This window comes from Nonomuraea sp. NPDC005692, from assembly GCF_040631115.1.
GTDB lineage: Bacteria > Actinomycetota > Actinomycetes > Streptosporangiales > Streptosporangiaceae > Nonomuraea.
In genome coordinates this window covers 449,071-465,699 of sequence record NZ_JBEXYU010000004.1, presented here as the reverse complement: position 1 = coordinate 465,699, position 16,629 = coordinate 449,071, and the positions used below count along the sequence as shown (strand labels likewise).

Annotated in this window: 15 protein-coding genes; 5 read left to right on the top strand and 10 right to left on the bottom strand. The window is 73.2% G+C overall.

The features are described 5' to 3' along the window. Positions 1 to 376 precede the first annotated feature (376 nt). Positions 377 to 1,261, top strand: a complete 885-nt coding sequence (locus tag ABZ459_RS12780) for a phosphotransferase (protein ID WP_357969547.1) — start codon at positions 377 to 379, stop codon at positions 1,259 to 1,261. A gap of 15 nt (positions 1,262 to 1,276) precedes the next feature. Here ABZ459_RS12780 and ABZ459_RS12775 read toward each other — a convergent pair whose 3' ends face one another. Further along, positions 1,277 to 2,560, bottom strand: a complete 1,284-nt coding sequence (locus tag ABZ459_RS12775) for an ArsB/NhaD family transporter (RefSeq protein ID WP_357969544.1) — start codon at positions 2,558 to 2,560, stop codon at positions 1,277 to 1,279. A gap of 5 nt (positions 2,561 to 2,565) precedes the next feature. Continuing rightward, entirely contained in the window at positions 2,566 to 3,024 is a 459-nt protein-coding gene (locus ABZ459_RS12770) for a CBS domain-containing protein (protein ID WP_352351467.1), read from the bottom strand. Positions 3,025 to 3,470: 446 nt separating this feature from the next. Between ABZ459_RS12770 and ABZ459_RS12765 the strand changes: the two genes are divergently transcribed. The 3 genes from ABZ459_RS12765 to ABZ459_RS12755 all read left to right on the top strand — a co-directional run bounded on the left by ABZ459_RS12765 (position 3,471) and on the right by ABZ459_RS12755 (position 6,245). Next, on the top strand, positions 3,471 to 4,475 hold the full coding sequence (locus ABZ459_RS12765) for a histidine kinase (protein ID WP_357969541.1): 1,005 nt from the start codon (positions 3,471 to 3,473) through the stop codon (positions 4,473 to 4,475). Continuing rightward, the gene (locus tag ABZ459_RS12760; RefSeq protein ID WP_357969538.1) at positions 4,472 to 5,116 is read left to right on the top strand and encodes a response regulator transcription factor; all 645 of its coding nucleotides are present in this window, start codon (positions 4,472 to 4,474) and stop codon (positions 5,114 to 5,116) included. Before ABZ459_RS12765 ends, ABZ459_RS12760 begins: the two co-directional genes overlap by 4 nt. A gap of 217 nt (positions 5,117 to 5,333) precedes the next feature. Continuing rightward, complete coding sequence (locus ABZ459_RS12755; protein WP_357969536.1) at positions 5,334 to 6,245, top strand: hypothetical protein; 912 nt, start codon at positions 5,334 to 5,336, stop codon at positions 6,243 to 6,245. Between the two features lie 30 nt (positions 6,246 to 6,275). Here ABZ459_RS12755 and ABZ459_RS12750 read toward each other — a convergent pair whose 3' ends face one another. The 7 genes from ABZ459_RS12750 to ABZ459_RS12720 form a co-directional block, all read right to left on the bottom strand. Next, entirely contained in the window at positions 6,276 to 7,811 is a 1,536-nt protein-coding gene (locus ABZ459_RS12750; RefSeq protein WP_357969533.1) for a family 20 glycosylhydrolase, read from the bottom strand. Beyond that, complete coding sequence (locus ABZ459_RS12745) at positions 7,808 to 8,980, bottom strand: GDSL-type esterase/lipase family protein (protein ID WP_357969531.1); 1,173 nt, start codon at positions 8,978 to 8,980, stop codon at positions 7,808 to 7,810. The genes ABZ459_RS12750 and ABZ459_RS12745 overlap by 4 nt, the downstream gene beginning before the upstream one ends. Then, a complete protein-coding gene (locus ABZ459_RS12740; RefSeq protein ID WP_357969528.1) occupies positions 8,977 to 10,182 on the bottom strand; it encodes a family 1 glycosylhydrolase in 1,206 nt (401 codons plus the stop codon). Before ABZ459_RS12740 ends, ABZ459_RS12745 begins: the two co-directional genes overlap by 4 nt. A gap of 32 nt (positions 10,183 to 10,214) precedes the next feature. Then, positions 10,215 to 11,045: a carbohydrate ABC transporter permease gene (locus ABZ459_RS12735; protein WP_357969526.1), complete on the bottom strand. Its 831-nt coding sequence runs from the start codon at positions 11,043 to 11,045 to the stop codon at positions 10,215 to 10,217. Beyond that, entirely contained in the window at positions 11,042 to 12,004 is a 963-nt protein-coding gene (locus tag ABZ459_RS12730) for a sugar ABC transporter permease (protein WP_357969524.1), read from the bottom strand. Before ABZ459_RS12730 ends, ABZ459_RS12735 begins: the two co-directional genes overlap by 4 nt. Before the next feature lie 3 nt (positions 12,005 to 12,007). Next, positions 12,008 to 13,270 (bottom strand): extracellular solute-binding protein, encoded by a 1,263-nt coding sequence (locus tag ABZ459_RS12725; protein ID WP_357969522.1) that lies wholly within the window; start codon positions 13,268 to 13,270, stop codon positions 12,008 to 12,010. Positions 13,271 to 13,378: 108 nt separating this feature from the next. Next, positions 13,379 to 14,446 carry a LacI family DNA-binding transcriptional regulator gene (locus ABZ459_RS12720; protein ID WP_357969521.1) on the bottom strand — a complete coding sequence of 356 codons (1,068 nt, stop codon included), beginning with the start codon at positions 14,444 to 14,446 and terminating at the stop codon, positions 13,379 to 13,381. Between the two features lie 292 nt (positions 14,447 to 14,738). On the opposite strand from ABZ459_RS12720, the gene ABZ459_RS12715 reads away from it, so the two are divergent. After that, positions 14,739 to 15,632: an SGNH/GDSL hydrolase family protein gene (locus ABZ459_RS12715; RefSeq protein ID WP_357969518.1), complete on the top strand. Its 894-nt coding sequence runs from the start codon at positions 14,739 to 14,741 to the stop codon at positions 15,630 to 15,632. A gap of 27 nt (positions 15,633 to 15,659) precedes the next feature. On the opposite strand, the gene cydB is transcribed toward ABZ459_RS12715, so the two are convergent. Next, positions 15,660 to 16,628 (bottom strand): cytochrome d ubiquinol oxidase subunit II, encoded by a 969-nt coding sequence (cydB, locus tag ABZ459_RS12710; protein ID WP_357969515.1) that lies wholly within the window; start codon positions 16,626 to 16,628, stop codon positions 15,660 to 15,662. Between the last annotated feature and the right edge of the window lies 1 nt (position 16,629).

Genomic DNA, 16,629 nt, shown 5'->3' with positions numbered 1-16,629 from the left:
TGACAGACGGCGCTGCGGGTGGAGTCGGATGGGACACGCGGGACTCCCAGACGGTGATCGGCGAGCTTGCCCGAGCGGCGCTAACGGCAGCGCGAGACGGCGGCGGACGGCAGGTCGCGCCGGGACGGGCGGGTATCGGGCGGATGTGAGCTTTGTGCGATTTCTTGCGACTGCACGATCATGAGCGTCCCGAATTCGGAGCGGGCTCGGCACCGGCGGCCCTGACGGCGGGGTGACAAGCGGATGATGATCCTGTTAGTGCAGGTTAAGCGCCATCCGGCGGAGAGCGCCGAATTTGCGCCACGTGTCGCCCGACCTTGGCAGAACACTCCACAAGCCGTCCCAGCTCATGACCTGAGCCCCATAACCTGACAAGGTGATCTACGCAAAGACGCCACTCACCCCCGAGATCCGTGCCGCCGCCTCCCGGGCCTGGGGCGCCGAAGGAGAGGGTGAGCGGCTGTACGGCGGGGAGGAGTCGGCCGCCTACCGCCTCGGCGACCACGTCGTCCGGGTGGGCCCGGCCGCGCGCGGAGTGGCCGAGTCGGAGTGGTGCCACGCCGTCGCCCGGCACGCCGCCGCCACGCTCCCCGAGGCCGTCGCCCCGCTGGCCACCACGGGCGGCGCGACGGTCGTCGTCGTGGACGGGCGGCCGATCTCCTGCTGGCCCTACGTCGAGGGCTCCTGGCCCGACTCCGACGTCCCGGCGCAGCGGGAGGCGGGCGCGCGGCTGCTGGCCAGGCTCCACCGCGCGCTGGCCGGTCTGCGTCCCGGCCCGCGTCCCGTGCCCGCCTTCCAGGAGTCCGGCCTGTACGGCGACCCGCCCCCGGACGCCGCCGACCTGCACGACCCGGTCCTCGACCGCTGGCTGGCGGCCTTCCACGCCGGGCATCCCGTACGCCACCCGCTGCACGGCGACTACTACACCGGCAACACCCTGGCCAGGGACGGCCGCATCGTCGCCGTCCTGGACTGGGACGAGACCTTCGTCGGCGCCCCCGAGCTGGAACTGGCCGCCGCCGCGCTGGAGTGGGGCGACGACCTGGCCGGGCCCAGCAAGGAGTTCGTGGCCGCCTACCTCGAGGAGGGCGGCACGGCGGCCCCCCTCGACGACGAGTCGCTCGCCCAGCTCGTACGGCACAAGCTGCGCAGGGAGCACGCCTACTTCCGCAAGGCCGCCGCGGCGGGCGTGCCGCACGACGAGGAGGACCTCGACTACCACCGGGCCCGGGTCGAGCTGTTCCACCGGCTGCGCCCCTGACCCGGGCGGTCCGGGTCAGAAGTAGCGCAGCCAGACGTACACCCAGGCCAGGGCCGTGCTGCCCAGGGTGACGACGATGCCGTACCGGGTGAACTGCCAGAAGGAGATCGGGTTCCCGGTGCGGGCGGCGATCCCGAGGGCCACGACGTTGGCGCTGGCGGCGACCGCGGTGCCGTTGCCGCCGAAGTCGGCGCCGAAGGCGAAGGCCCACCACAGCGCCTGCCCGGTGGACGCGTCCGGTGCGGTGGCGGCCAGTTCCTCCACCACCGGCGCCATCGTCGCCACGTACGGGATGTTGTCGAAGAACGCCCCCAGCACGCTGGAGCCGAACAGCAGCGAGGTGGCCGCGGCGAAGTAGTTGTCGCCGAACAGGTCGATGGTGGCGCGGCCGATGGTCTCCATCATGCCGGTGTGCACCAGGCCCGCGACCATGACGAACAGCCCGGCGAAGAACACCAGCGTGGGCCATTCGACCTCGCGCAGCACGTCCCCGAGCTCGACCCGGCAGACCAGCAGCATGACCCCCGCGCCGACCAGGGCGATGATCGAGGGCGCCAGGTGCAGGACGGAGTGCAGCGCGAACGCCGTCACCACGCCGGCCAGCACCGTCATCGACCGCGCCAGCAGCGCGGGGTCGGTGATGGCCCGCCGCTCCTGCAACGCCATCACCTTGGCGACGTGCTCGGCGTTGTAGTGGAACGACCGGCGGAACAGGGGGTAGGTGAGCAGCACGAACACCCCGAAGATCACCACGACCGCGGGCGCCATGTGGACGAGGAAGTCGTTGAACGTCAGCCCCGCCCGGCTGCCGATGATGATGTTCGGCGGGTCGCCGATCAGCGTCGCCGCCCCGCCGATGTTGGAGGCCAGCACCTCGGCGATCAGGTACGGCTGCGCCGGGATGCGCAGCCGCCCGCACACCATCACCGTCACCGGCGCGACCAGCATGATCGTCGTGACGTTGTCCAGGAACGGCGAGGCCACGGCGGTGATGGCCATCAGCATCGCCATCAGCCGGTACGGCCGCCCCCGCGAGCGTTTGGCCGCCCAGATCGCCAGGTAGTCGAACAGCCCGGTCTGCTTGATCACCCCCACGATGATCATCATGCCGAGCAGCAGGAAGATGACGTTCCAGTCGATGCCCGCGTGCCCTGAGGAGAACACCTCCTCCCCCGGTGTCAGCCCCAGCACGGTCATCAGGCCGGCCGCCACCAGGACGACCTTGACCTTGTCGGCCTTCTCGGTGGCGATGAAGAAGAACGCCACCACGAAGATGGATAGGGCCAGGATCGCGCTCATGCGGATCAGTCCGGAAGGCTCGTGATGGCCAGGCTGGTCAGCAGGCGTTCCAGGGTGATCGCCCCCGTGAGGGTGGCGTCCGGGCCGAGGACGGCGACCAGCGGGCTGCGCGTGCGGGCCATCAGCGCCGCCACCTCCAGCAGGGTCGCGTCCGGCGGCACGGTGACGGGCCGCGCGGGCGGCCTGGGCAGGCAGTCGCCGACCGTCAGGTGGGCCAGCTCCTGCCAGAACAGCTCGGCGTCGCTCTCGTCGAGGGTGCGGGCCAGGGCCTGGTCCTCCTGGTACGTGCCGGGGATGGCCAGCCGCAGCACCTGCGTGCCCGGCAGCACGGTCGCCGGCCTGCCCCGCTCGTCCACCACGATGAGTCCGGGAAGCCGGTTGACCACCATCAGGCGGACGGCCCGTCCTACGGAGTCGCGGGCCGTCACGGTCGGCAGGGCGACGGCGATGTCCTGTGCTCGCATGGCACCGTCCACGGTGGTCGGAGTGGTCGGGAGACGACGGTTCGCGCCGGTTCGGGGCACGGTCGTATGGCGGATCTTGATGGGGAGCCTCCAGCGGGGGCATGGGCGAAGGTCACAAAGGCGGCGGGGGCGGCTCAGGCGCCCGGCCCCGGCCACGGGACGGCGGCCGGCCCCCGGCGCGGCCCGCGCGTCGAATGGCCCCGGGGGACGGACCGCGACCCGCGGGCGGGCAGGAGGAGAAGCGGTCCTGCCGCCGCGGCTCGGAGAAGGTCCGTGCCACGCATCGCCCACCTCCTTACGGTCCGTCCCTGTTTTCCGGGGAGACCATGCCATCACCGCGCGAGGGGCCGCGCCCATCGGGTCCGGCCCCCATATCGGGTGGGGGCGGGACCGTATCCGGGCCGGGTCAGTGGACAGGGCGGGCGGCGAACGCCCAGGCTGGAGGCATGAAAGACGCCGTCGCCACCGCGCCGGAGCCGCCTGGCCGCACCCCGGCCCAGGCGTTGTTCCGCCGCCTGTTCGTCATCAACGCGCTGGTCTTCGCCGCGGGCACGTTCGTGCTGGCGCTGTCCCCCGCGACGGTCTCCTCACCGGTGCTGCTGACCGAGGTCCCGGTGCTGCTCATCGGCCTGGCGCTGATCCTGGCGGCGAACGCGTTCCTGGTGCGGGCCAGCCTGGCGCCGCTGACCTCCCTGACCGCCCTCATGCGGCGGGTGGACCTGCTGCACACCCACGACCGGCTGCCCGCCGGCAACCGGGACCTGCGCGGCGTCACCGACACCTTCAACCAGATGCTCGACCGCCTGGAGGAGGAGCGTAGCGTGGCCAGCGCGCAGGCCCTGGCCGCCCAGGAGGCCGAACGCGGCCGCATCGCCCGCGAGCTGCACGACGAGATCGGCCAGAGCCTCACCGTCGCGCTCCTGGCGCTCAAGCGGGTGCGCGACCGGGCGCCCGCGGAGCTGGCCGGCGAGCTCGGCCACGCCCAGGAGGCGATCAGGACGAGCCTGGACGAGGTGCGCCAGGTCGCCCACCGGCTGCGCCCCGGCGTCCTGGAGGACCTGGGGCTGACCAGCGCCCTCACCGCGCTGGCCACCGACCTGTCGCAGACCGGCACGGTCGAGGTCACGCGTAGACTGGCTCCTGGGCTGCCGCCGCTCACCTCCGAGGTCGAGCTGGTGCTCTACCGCATCGCCCAGGAGAGCCTGACCAACGTCGCCCGCCACGCCCAGGCCACCAGTGCGACGCTCACGCTGACACCCGACGACGGAGACCTGGTCCTGCGCGTCACCGACGACGGCCGGGGCGGCATCGGCGAGCCGGGCGCCGGCATCCGCGGCATGCACGAGCGCGCCCTGCTCATCGGGGCCCGCCTGAGCGTGCACTCGCCGCCCGGCGGCGGCACCGAGATCGTCCTCACCGTCCCCGGCGCGGCCAAGGAGAACGCCCGATGACCCGCATCCTGCTCGCCGACGACCACGCGCTCGTCCGCCAGGGCGTCCGCCTGATCCTCGACGCCGAGCCCGACCTGACCGTGGTCGCCGAGGCCGCCGACGGGGCCGAGGCGGTCGAGGCCGTCCGCACCCACGACATCGACCTGGTCGTCCTGGACATCGCCATGCCGCGCATGACCGGCCTGCAGGCCGCGCGGGAGATCTCCCGCCGCCGGCCCGGCATCCGCCTGCTGATGTTGTCGATGTACGACAACGAGCAGTACTTCTTCGCCGCGCTGAAGGCCGGGGCCTGCGGCTACGTGCTGAAGTCGGTGGCCGACCGCGACCTCATCGAGGCGTGCCGGGCGGCGATGCGCGGCGAGCCGTTCCTCTACCCCGGGGCGGTCACCGCGCTGATCCGCGACTACCTCCACCGCCACCGGCACGGCGAGCCGCTGCCCGACAGCCTGCTGACCGCCCGCGAGGAGGAGATCGTCAAGCTCATCGCCGAGGGCCACTCCACCAAGGCCATCGCCGACACCCTGGTCATCAGCCCCAAGACCGTCGACCGCCACCGCAGCAACATCCTGGCCAAGCTCGGCCTCAACGACCGGCTCGACCTGACCCGCTACGCCATCCGCGCCGGCCTGATCGAACCCTGACCTCGGCGGACGGCCGCGTCCCGGGGCCTGGCGGCCCCGGCGGCCCGGCCGGATGGAGCCCGCGGGCGCAGTTCCATGAGACGATCGAGATCATGATGGGTCCGTTGGGCGCGAGCAGCGACGTCCTCCACGCCTCCCTTTCGTCCTGTTGTGCCCCGGCACGAGCCGCCGCCGACCCAGCCGCCGATCCCGTCGCCGTGCCGGTCGTGTGCTGAGCATGGCCGAGGGCACCGTCGCGTCCTGGGGCGCGCGCACCGGTCAGGAGGCCCGCGGCCTCGTCTCCCGCATCGAGGGGCTGCGTCCGCGGCGCGGCCCCGGCGACGGGGGCGAGGTCCCCGCGGCCGACGTCGACGTCGTCGAGGGGCTGGGTCCGGCGGCGGCCGGCGTGGCGGCGGCCTGGCTGCTGGAGCGGCCGTCCCCGGCCCTGCGGCGGACGCGGCTGCGGGTGCTGGCCTCCTACCTGCGGTGGCTGCGCGGGCAGGATCCCGGCGGCGACGTGCTGGGGGCCGGGTCGCAGGTCGACGCCTACTGCCTGGCCGCCCTCACGGCCGGCCTGGCGCCGTCCGGCCGGCCGCTGGCCCGCGCGACGGTGATCCGCAGGCGGGCCGTGCTGGCCTCGTTCTACGCCTTCGCCGGTCGGCACGGGCCGGCTCTCCCGGCGCCGGCCGCTCACCCGCCCACCCCGGCCGAGCGGCGGCTGCTGCGCGGCGGGGTCGCCCTGCTGGCCGAGGAAGGGCGCTTAGCCGAGGCCGTGGCGGTCGGGCTGCTGGAGTCCACCGGCGCGTCCGTCGACGCGCTGGCCCGGCTGACCCCGTGCGACGTGCATCTGGTGGGCGCCGGCGACCCCGTGCTGATCACCCTGCACGACGGGCGGGGCGACATCGTCGCCTTCCCGCTCGCCCCCTACCTGCGCCGCCCGCTGCGCCGCCTGTGCGGCGACCGGCCCGCCGACCATCCGCTGCTGACCGGCGAGGCGGGCCGGCGGGTCGACCTGGCCTGGACGCGGGCCGCGCTCACCGACGCCGCGCTCGCCGCCGGCCTGCCCCGGTCGCGGGCCGAGGGCCTGCACCCGCACCTGCTGCGCGCCCTGACGGTGACCGAGCTCGGCGGGTCGCCCGTGCGAGCCTGACCGCGACGGGCTCCCGGTCCGCGGCAGGAGTCACCGCTCCGCCGCGGGCCGGTACGCCGCTCCCCATCCCGTCGCCTCCCACGTCGCGGCGTGCGGTCGCAGGCGTGCCCGGTGGTCCTCCCAGGTCGCCGGCTCACGCGTCCAGGACCGTTCGGCCGCGGCCGGGAGACGGGGGAGCAGCAGGAACGCCAGATCGTCGAAGGACGTGATCGTCTCCGACCAGATCGCGGCCTCCACTCCCGCGACGCGCACGTCGAGCCCCGACACCAACGACCGCGGGGTCCAGTCGAACATCTGCCGGAGGGTCTTGGCCGGATAGTCACGGAACCCGAGCCGGGCCCGTCGTGCCTCCCCTTCGGCGTCCGCGGCGGGCTCGGCGTACGGGCGGTCGAGGTACAGCACGTCGCTGGAGGACAGCAGCACCGGCAGCCCGGCCGCCGCCGCGGCGGGCCCGTCGGACGGCGCGAGGGCGAACAACGCCACCATCTGGTCGACGAACGTGTGCGCGGACTCCGGCAGCTCCGCCTTCTTGGCGTCGGCGTCGATGCTCGTCTCCGCGCCGATCCACAGCTGCACGAGGTCGCCGTCGCCCAGCGCCCCGGCGCGTACCGTCTCCTGCCAGGCCACGACCCGGCTGCCGGCCTCGTGCGCCGCGCGGACGGCCGCGCCGACCGCGCGCGTGTACGCAGCGAAGGGCATCCCGAACGGCTCATCACCCCCGACGTGGACGAACCGGGCACCGGACGCCTGCGCGAACTCGGTGACGGTCTCCGCGATGAAGGACTCGGCCCCGGGCATGGCCGGATCCACGTAGCCCAGGCGGGCCGCGGTCCCGTCGCCGGCGAGCCCCGGGTAGGCGCGGATCGCGGCGTGGGCGTGGCCGGGGAGGTCGATCTCGGGCACGATCGTCACTCCGCGCGCTCCGGCGTACGCCGTCAGCTCCGCCAGCTCGCGCCGCGTGATCAGCTCGCCGGGCGAGGTCGCGTCCAGCGCGGGACGGGCCGCGGACTGCAGCCGCCAGCCGCCGGAGTCCGTGAGATGCAGGTGCAGCACGTTCAGCTTGTATCGCGTCAGCAGGTCGATGACGCGGCGGATCTCGTCCGGGCGGAACGGATGCCGGACGACGTCGAGCATCAGGCCCCGCCACGCCAGGGCGGGCCCGTCGGCGATGCGCCCCACCGGCAGCCGGCCCGCCGCGCACTCCGCCAGCTGCACCAGCGTCGCGGCGCCCCGCAGGACCGCGTGCGGGCTCGGCCCGGTGACCGTGATCTCCCCTGGGGCGATCGTCACGGTGTGCCGCTCGTCCGGGGGGAGCTGTTCCGGCGCGATGCCGTCGGCGGGCGGCACGTCGGCGGGAGCCTCGCCGATCAGCAGGACGACGCGCGACGGGAGCGGGTCGCCCGCCGAGGGGACGGCGGCGAGGCGGGCGAACTCGCCTTCGAGCCACGCGCGGACGTCGCGCAGACGATCGTCCGCCCGGATCTCGACGCGACCGGGGTGCAGGACGGTCGTCGTCGCGTGGTCGAGCGCGACCGTGTGCGGCCACGGCACCAGCGCGGCCCTCATCGCCGGCCTCCGAGCAGCCCCGCCAGGGCCGGCAGGCCGGCCACCGTGTCCTGGAAGCGCCGCGCGATGAGGCCCAGCCCCTCCTCCGTGGGGTGGAGCCCGTCGCCCAGCAGGCGCGCGTCCTGCTCGCCCAGCAAGGTACGGCCGTCCACCAGGTGCAGGTGGGGGTCGTCGGCGACGCGCCCGGCGTGGACGCGCTCGATGATCCGGCGGGTGGCGGCCAGCGTGAGGGCGCCGTCGTCGGCCTCCAGGGCCCGTTCCGCCCCGGCGGCCGTGCCGCCGCGATCGACGGTCGGCCCGGGCGTGTGCTCGTGCGCCGGGCAGGCGATCGCGGTGATGAGGACCACCGGCGTGTCCGGATGGCCCTCGCGGATCAGGTCGAGGAAGCCGTGCACCGCGGGCAGCATCGTCCTGGCCCGCATCGAGTCCGCGTTCACGAGGTTGATCCCCATCTTGAGGGTGATCAGGTCCGCGGGGGTGTCCCTGATCATGCGGGCGACGAACGGGTCGAGCTGCGCGTTCCCGCCGAACGACAGGTTGCGCAGGCGCCAGCCGGTGCCCAGGGCGACCCGCGCCGGCCAGGTGCGGTCGGGGGTGGCGGCCTGCAGCCCATGGCTGATGGAGCTGCCGTGATGCGTCCAGCGCGGGAAGCCGCCGGCGGACGGCGGCGAGATCGGGGCGTCGGCCTCCAGGCCGATGACCTCGACCGCGCAGTCGTGCGGCAGCATGATCTCGACCTGCTTCTCCCCGCCGCCGGGGACGAGGGCCACCGTCACGGCGGACGGATCGCGGTGTTCCCGGCCGGCGACGTGCCGGCCGGCGCCGATGACGACGACGTCCCCTTCGGGGATCGCGACGTGTTCCGCCACCGCGCCGTCGACGACGACGGCGAGGCTGTGCGGCCTGGCGGCCTCGGTGCCGGCCGGCCGCAGCGAGCGGGTGTGCAGGCGGAGCCGCAGCAGGGTCGCGCTCGTGGCGAAGCGGAGCGAGACGCCGGTGGGCGCCTGTTCCATGAGGTCGAACCAGGGGTCGTCATGTTGGGCGCGCGCCCACGGCGGCAGCCGGCGCGGGCGCAGGCCGCCATGGGCTCCCGGGTCGAGGGCGGCCGCGCCGTCGACGAAGCGGGCCAGGTCCGCGGCGTCCAGGAGCACGTCCAGGCTCTCCGTCACGACGCGGCCTCTTCCCCCAGAACGGCCGCCGGGCTCTGGGCGAGCCGCCCGAACCAGCGGGCGCTGGGTTTGACCGTGCGCCGGAACGTGGTCCGGTCGACCGCGACGAGGCCGAACGTGGGCGTCCACGATCCCCACTCGTAGTTGTCCAGCAGCGACCAGTGCAGGTATCCGCGCACGTCGACGCCGTCGGCCATGGCGCGGGCCAGGCCCGTCACGGCCTCCGTCGTGTACGCGACGCGTTCGTCGTCGTCGCCGGTCGCGATGCCGTTCTCGGTCACGAGCAGCGGTGTCGATCCGCCGAGCCGGGCGGCGGTGTGCCGGACCGCGTCCTCAAGGGCGAGGGGGTAGTACTCCCAGCCCATCATCGTGCGTCTGTCGGCCGGGCCGGGCGCGATGACGCCGTCCTCGCCCGCGCGCAGGCGGCTGTAGGCCTGCACGCCGATGAAGTCGTCGCCCTTCGCCAGGTCGATGTACTGGTCGTCGAGCAGGTACGACAGCTCGGCGGTGCGGTCGGGGCCGGCGCCGTGGTCCTGCACGTTCTGGTTGGCCACCGTCCATCCCGATCGCAGTCCGGGCACGGAGGCGAGCAGGTCGCGGGCCGCCTCGTGGGCGCGGGCCAGCGCGGCGGTCACGCCGGGATCCGGCGGGACGAAGGAGGGCACGGGTTCGCCGGCGCCGTGCCTGCGGCGCGCGGCCATCAGGGCGACCATGTTGGGCTCGTTGATCGTGCAGACCCAGCGCACGCCGTCGAGGATCGGCAGCACCGCGCGGACGTAGTCGGCGAAATGCGCGACCGCCTCCCCGGAGGTCCATCCGCCACCGGCGCCCAGCCACGCGGGGCTGGTGAAGTGGTGGAGCGTGACGACGGGGGTCAGCCCGCGCCGCCCGCACCCTTCGATGATCCGGCGGTAGTGGTCCAGCATGGCCGGTGACGGGTGACCCGGGGCGGGGACCACGCGGGCCCATTCGACGCTGAACCGGTAGGCGTTGAGACCGAGGTCGCGCGCGATGTCCAGGTCTTCGGGCCACCGGTGGAAGCTGTCGCAGGCGTCCCCCGAGCGCTCGGGCAGGCCCCAGCTCCCGTCGTGCTCGGCCTGCCAGAAGTCGCTGCCGACGTTGTTCCCCTCCACCTGGTGGGCCGCCGTCGACGCGCCCCACAGGAAACCGTCGGGGAAGGCCAGCGGCTGCGAAGTCGCCATGTTCGATCCTGTCTTGGGTGTCGGAGGTGTGGTCATTTGAGGCCCATGGTGGCGATGCCCTGCACGAAGTAGCGCTGCAGGGACACGAAGAGCGCGAGGATCGGCGTGATGATCAGCACGGCGCCGGCGAGCAGCGTGCCGTAGTCGGTCGCGTACTGGCCGGTGGAATAGAGCGAGAGCGCCACCGGCAGCGTGTACATCGACTCGGTCTGGCTCGCCACGAGCGGCCACAGGAAGTTGTTCCACGAGCCCAGGAAGGTGAGGATGCCGAGGGTGGCCAGCGCGGGGCCGCACAGCGGCAGCACGACCCGGGTGAAGATCCTCGTCTCGGAGGCGCCGTCGATGCGCGCGGCCTCCAGCAGCGAGTCGGGGATGTCCAGCATGAACTGGCGCATCAGGAAGACGCCCACGGGCTGCGTGAGGAACGGCAGCACCAGGGCCCCGTACGTGTCGAGGATGCCCATCTTCGCGACGATCACGAAGAGCGGGACGAAGGTCACCACGCCGGGCACCATGATGGTCACCAGCACGACGCCGAGCAGGACGCGCTTCCCGGCGAAGTCCATCTTGGCCAGCGCGTAGCCGACCATCGAGCAGAACAGCAGGTTGCCGAGCACGGTGAGCACGGCGACGACGAGGCTGTTGCCGAAGAAGGTGCCGAAGTGCAGCTCGGTGAGCCAGCGGGCGAAGTTCCCGCCGGTGGGCGCGTGCGGCCACCACGTCGGAGGGTCGGCGAAGATCTCGTCCTGCGTCTTGAACGCGCCCAGCACCATCCAGGCGAACGGCGCGAGCCACAGCACCACGCCGGCGGTCAGCACCACGTAGGTGAGCGAGCGCGCCGTCAGGCGTCCCGGCCGGCTCATGTGGCCCTCCTGAGCAGGCGGAACTGCAGGACGCCGACCGCCGCGATGACGACGAACATGATGTAGCTCGCCGCGGACGCCTTGGCGAAGTCGCCGAACCCGAAGGCGTTGAACGTGTAGTAGGTCATGGAGAGCGTGGAGCCGAGCGGCCCGCCCTGCGTCATCACGAAAGCCTCCTCGAAGAACTGCAGGTAGCCGACCGAGATGAGCACGCAGCCCAGCAGGATCGTGGGGCGCAGCAGCGGCAGCGTGATGCTGCGCAGGCGGCGCCACGGCCCGGCGCCGTCCATCGCCGCAGCCTCCGCGACGTCGGCCGGGACGGCCTGCAGCCCGGCCAGGAAGATCACCATGAGGGTCCCGGTGTTGCGCCAGACGGCCATCAGGATCAACGACGGCAGCGCCCAGGTGGTGCTGTTCAGCCAGTCCGGCCCGTCGACGCCGACCAGGGCGAGGACCATGTTGAGCAGCCCGTCGCGGGCCAGGATGTGGCGCCAGATGACCGAGACCGCGACGACGCTCGTGACCACCGGCGCGTAGAAGGCGACGCGGTAGATCGGCCTGAGCCGGCGGATCCCGGAGTTGAGCGCCAGCGCCAGCCCCAGCCCGAGCGCCACCGTGGCGGGGATGCCGATGAGGACGAACAGCGCCGTCACCCCGGCGGCGTTCTGGAACTCCGGATCGGTGAGGACGTCCGCGTACTGCTGGAGACCCACGAAGTTCACGTTGAAGGGCGACTGGATGTCCCGCGCGGTCAGGTCCGTGAAGGAGAAGCCGATCGAACCGGCGATCGGCAGGACCATGAACACCGCGAAGACGACGACGAACGGCGCGGCGAACAGCCAGGCGACCGCCGTCTGGCGGCGCCGGCGTTCGGAGTTGGCCCCCGCCGCCCGGCGGGCGCGCACGTCACGGGGGGCGCGCGCCCGTCCGGGGGCGGTCGGCGACATGGGGTTCGACACCGCTCAGGACACCCCGATGCCGTCGGCCTGCTGCTGGAGCCTGCGCAGCGTGTCCGCCACCGGCCGGCCGCCCTTGATGATCTGTTCGATCGCGGAGTCGCCCGCCGCGCCGACCTTGTCGAAGCCGACCAGCTGCGGCGGCGCCTTGGCCGTCTTGAGCTGCTCGGCGAACGCCGCCAGCGTCGGGTCGGCGACCAGCGCCGGATCCTGCCACGCGCTCCGGGTCGCCGGCAGGTCGCCGCTGACCTTGTACCAGGCCGCCTGGGTCTGGGGCTCGCTGAGCCACTGGACGAGCTTCCAGGCGGAATCAGGGTTCTTGGCGGCCTTGAAGACCACGAGGTTCGCGCCTCCGACGAACGAGGTCGAGCTCTTCCCCGCCGGAAGCGGCGCGGTCGCGTACTTGCCGGCGAACGCGTCCCCGCCGGCCTGGGAGATGGCGCCGCGCAGGAAGGGGCCGGCGACGAGCATCGGCGTCGTGCCCGTCAGGAAGTCCTTCACCGCGGCGGCGGGCGCCGTGTCGGCGTTCGGATCGGCGATGCGCTGCTTGAAGTACGACGCCAGGTACTCGTACGCCGAGGCGAACTCCGGGGTGTCGAGCGTCCACGCGGACTTGTCGGCGTTCATGAGCTCCGCGCCGTTGGACCACGGCATCCAGAGCGAGGACAGGAACGATCCGGTCGTGCCCGCGGGCAGCCGGATGCCCCACTTCGCACCGGCCTTGCGCTGCAGGTCGGCCGCCATCCGCCGCAGCTCGTCCCACGTGGCCGGGGGCTTGTCCCAGCCGGCCTTGCGGGCGAGGTCCGTCCGGTAGTAGAGCGCGCGGACGTCGACGTACCACGGCACCTCCAGGAGCCGGCCGCCGATCGTGCCGGTCGAGACGGCTCCCGGGTACATGCCCGCGGTGTCGATGGCGGCGGGCACGGGTGCGAAGGCGTCCTTGAACACCGGCAGGCCGGGCATCATGGCCAGGTCTGGAACGTTCCCGGCGGCGATGGCGGTCTGGAACTTCTGGTAGGCCGAGTCCCAGGGGATGGCGGTCACGTTCACCTTGACCCCGGGGTTGGCGGCCTCGAACTTCTTCACGAACTCGGGCAGGAGGTCGCCCTCGTTGCCCATCGCCCACATCGTGATCGCGCCGGCGGCCTTGGCCGCGACGCTGGAGGACGGTTGGGCCCGCCCGGCGCCCTCGTCGGCCCGGCCGCACGCGGTGAGCGCCGTCGCGGCTGCGATCGCGGCCAGGGCCGCCACTGTTGATCTGTGTCGCACGGCCAGTTCCTTCCTGTCGGCCTGTGTTGCCTCCCCCGAACGGCTGAGAATTTATGCGCTTAACTCGCCATAAATCCAGCCCCATTGCGCAATCGAGATAAAACTTCCTCAGGGGCAGCCGCAGCTGCGGCCGAGCATCATGCGGGTCGGCAGCACGTACGACCTGGGGTGGGACACCCCCGCCGCGGTGTCGGTCAGGATGCGCACCGCGAGCCGTCCCATCGAGGCGAACGGCTGGCGGACCGTGGTCAGCGTCGGGGTCGAGAGCCGGCCGGCGACGATCCCGTCGAAACCGGTGATCGCGACGTCCTCCGGCACCCGGATGCCGTGCCGGGCCAGGAGGTCCAGCACGGTGAGCGCGAGCTGGTCGGTGGCGCAGACCAGGGCGTCCGGCACGTCGCCGGACGCGATGGCGGCGCGCAACGAGCGCAGGCTGTCCTGGGCCAGCGCGGTGGTGTCGAACGGCTCCTGCGGGACCGGCAGGCCGTGCGCGGCCAGCGCGGCCTGGAACCCGGCGAAACGGGCGGCGATGTCGGGCGCGGCCGGCTCGCCGAGGAACGCGGGAGACCGGCGGCCGTGCCGCTCGACCAGGTGATCGACGAGCTCGCGCACGGCGCTCTCGTTGGCCACGGTGATGTGGTGCAGCGGGTCGTGCATGGGCGGGCTGCTGAAGATCACCACGGGGACGCCGCGCCCCACGTGCTCCAGCAGATCGCGCGCCGCGCCGCCCGGGAAGATCGCCAGGCCGTCGACGCTGCCGGCCAGGTCGAAGCTGCCCAGCGAGTCGCGGCTGGCCCCCGACCCGAGCATCACCGGGCGGCCCAGCCGCTGCGCCTCCAGCTCGAACCCGCGCTGGATCTCGTCGACGTAGAGCGGGAACCGCCGCACGTCGCCGAGGCCGTCGAGCTCCCGGGCCACCATGGCGTCGAGATCCTGGACGCCGAGGTCGGCGGGCAGGAACATGTCGAAGGCGTACAGGCCGAGCGCCTGGGAGCGGCCCTTCGCGAGCCCGCGCGCGCTGCCGCTCGGCACGTAGCCGAGGGCCCGCGCGGCCTGCAGGACCAGCTCGCGCGTCGCCGGGCGAACCTTCTCCGGCTGCCGGAAGGTGTGCGAGACCGTCGCGATGGAGACGCCTGCCCGCTCAGCGACGTCGTAGACGGTCGCCCTCTGCGCCACCGGACCATCACCCGCCCTTCCCGGCGTCGCCTGCGAACGGATCGTATCCGCTCGGGTCACCACCCTACGCGCCGCGCCCGGCCGATGATCACCACGCTCGTACGCCGTTCCGGAGGCGACCGCGACCGGGATCTTGACGGGACGCCCGCGCCCCGGCAAAACTAACCACCTGGTAGGAAATGGCCGTGCGCCGCGGGTTCGCCCTGCGTGCGCGGCGTTCGCCTCCGCCGACGCGCCGGCCCGCCGCCGGGCGCCGGCCCCTGCCCTCACCCCCCGTCCAGAGAAGGTGGCCATGCTCGGGTCCAGCCGGCAGTTCAGGAAGAAGTCCCTCGCGCTCTCCGCGGCGGCCGTCACGACAGTCGTCACGGCGGTCCTCGCGACGCCGACCGCGCACGCCTCCGCCCGCGGCACCGCCGTCGGCCACTATGTGGCCCTCGGCGACTCCTACACCGCGGGCCCCGGAATCCCCACCCAGACGGACGCGAACTGCGGCCGTTCCGACCGCAACTACCCGACTCTGACCGCCGCCGCGCGGACCGTCGCCACCTTCACGGACGTCAGCTGCGCCGGCGCGACCACGGCGCACATGACCGGCTCACAGGGCGCCGCCCCGCCCCAGCTGGACGCGCTCCGCCCGGAGACGGACCTGGTCACCCTGGGGATCGGCGGCAACGACATCAACGTCAGCGGCATCATCGGCCGCTGCGTCATCCTCGGCAAGCTCAACCCCGGCGGCTCGCCGTGCAAGGCCAGCTACACCCTGGCCGGCATCGACCAGCTCGCCGGGCGCATCGCCGCCACGGGCGACAAGATCGACGCCGCGCTCCAGGAGATCAGGCGGCGCTCCCCCGGCGCGGACGTCCTCGTCGTCGGCTACCCGGTCATCATGCCGGACGACGGGAGCAACTGCTATTCGACCGTCCCCATCGCCAAGGGCGACGCCCCCTGGCTGCGGGACGTGGAGAAGCGCCTCAACACCATGCTCGCCGCCCGCGCCGCGGCGGGCGGCGCCCGATTCGTCGACACCTACACCGGCTCGGTGGGCCACGACCTGTGCAAGCCCCTCGACGTGCGGTGGATGGAGCCGATGGAGGGCGTGGACTCGGCGGGACTCCACCCCAACGCCGCGGGCCACCAGGCCATGTCCACCGCCGTGCTGACCGCCGTGGACGCCGCCCGGCGGTGACGGCGCCGCCGCCGATCCGGCTGTCCGTCAGGTTCGGACGGCGCCGGTGAGGCGGCGGCGGAACACCCAGTACGTCCATGCCTGGTAGGCCAGGACCAGGGGCGTGAAGACGGCCGCGACCCAGGTCATCACCGTCAGCGTGTACGGGCTGGAGGCCGCGTTGGTGACGGTCAGGCTGTTGGCCGGGTCCAGGGCGGGCATGACGTTCGGCCACAGGCCGCTGAAGATCGCGGCCACCAGGGCGACCACGGCGACCGCGCTGGCGGTGAAGGCCCACCCGTCACGGCCGCGCACGGTCGCGGCCACCGCGCCGGCCAGGCCGAGCGCGACCAGCGCCACGGCGGCCCACCGCGGGGCCCCGCCGCCGTCCGAGAGCAGCAGGAACGCCATCACGACCAGGAACGCCGCCGGGGAGATGCTCTTGGCCATCCGGCCGGCGGCCAGGCGCAGGTCGCCGGTGGTGCGCAGAGCCAGGAAGACCGCGCCGTGCAGGGTGAACAGCAGCAGCGTGGCCAGCCCGCCGAGCAGCGCGAACGGGTTGAGCAGGGTCAGCAGCGTGCCGGTGTACTCGTGCTCGGCGTTCAGCGGCACACCGCGCACGATGTTGGCGAACGCCACCCCCCACAGGAAGGCCGGCACGAGCGAGCCCCAGAACAGCGCCCGGTCCCAGCCCCGCGTGCTGTCGCTCTTGCTGCGGTACTCCAGGGCCACGCCGCGGGCGATGAGCGCCAGCAGGATGAGGAACAGCGGCAGGTAGAAGCCGCTGAACAGGGTGGCGTACCACTCGGGGAAGGCGGCGAAGGTCGCGCCGCCGGCCACCAGCAGCCACACCTCGTTGCCGTCCCACACCGGGCCGATCGTCCTCAGGACGGCTCGCCGGTCGGCCTCCTCGCGGCTCAGGACGGGCATCAGGATGCCGACGCCGAAGTCGAAGCCCTCCAGCAGGAAGTAGCCGGTCCACAGCACGGCGATCAGTACGAACCAGACGTTTTCCATG

Excerpts from the sequence above, each read along its gene's own strand:
- ABZ459_RS12760 (WP_357969538.1), top strand. The coding sequence starts at position 4,472 with ATGACCCGCATCCTGCTCGCCGACGACCACGCGCTCGTCCGCCAGGGC.
- ABZ459_RS12765 (WP_357969541.1), top strand. The coding sequence starts at position 3,471 with ATGAAAGACGCCGTCGCCACCGCGCCGGAGCCGCCTGGCCGCACCCCG.
- ABZ459_RS12770 (WP_352351467.1), bottom strand. The coding sequence starts at position 3,024 with ATGCGAGCACAGGACATCGCCGTCGCCCTGCCGACCGTGACGGCCCGC.
- ABZ459_RS12755 (WP_357969536.1), top strand. The coding sequence starts at position 5,334 with ATGGCCGAGGGCACCGTCGCGTCCTGGGGCGCGCGCACCGGTCAGGAG.
- ABZ459_RS12750 (WP_357969533.1), bottom strand. The coding sequence starts at position 7,811 with ATGAGGGCCGCGCTGGTGCCGTGGCCGCACACGGTCGCGCTCGACCAC.
- ABZ459_RS12775 (WP_357969544.1), bottom strand. The coding sequence starts at position 2,560 with ATGAGCGCGATCCTGGCCCTATCCATCTTCGTGGTGGCGTTCTTCTTC.
- ABZ459_RS12740 (WP_357969528.1), bottom strand. The coding sequence starts at position 10,182 with ATGGCGACTTCGCAGCCGCTGGCCTTCCCCGACGGTTTCCTGTGGGGC.
- cydB (WP_357969515.1), bottom strand. The coding sequence starts at position 16,628 with ATGGAAAACGTCTGGTTCGTACTGATCGCCGTGCTGTGGACCGGCTAC.
- ABZ459_RS12735 (WP_357969526.1), bottom strand. The coding sequence starts at position 11,045 with ATGAGCCGGCCGGGACGCCTGACGGCGCGCTCGCTCACCTACGTGGTG.
- ABZ459_RS12715 (WP_357969518.1), top strand. The coding sequence starts at position 14,739 with ATGCTCGGGTCCAGCCGGCAGTTCAGGAAGAAGTCCCTCGCGCTCTCC.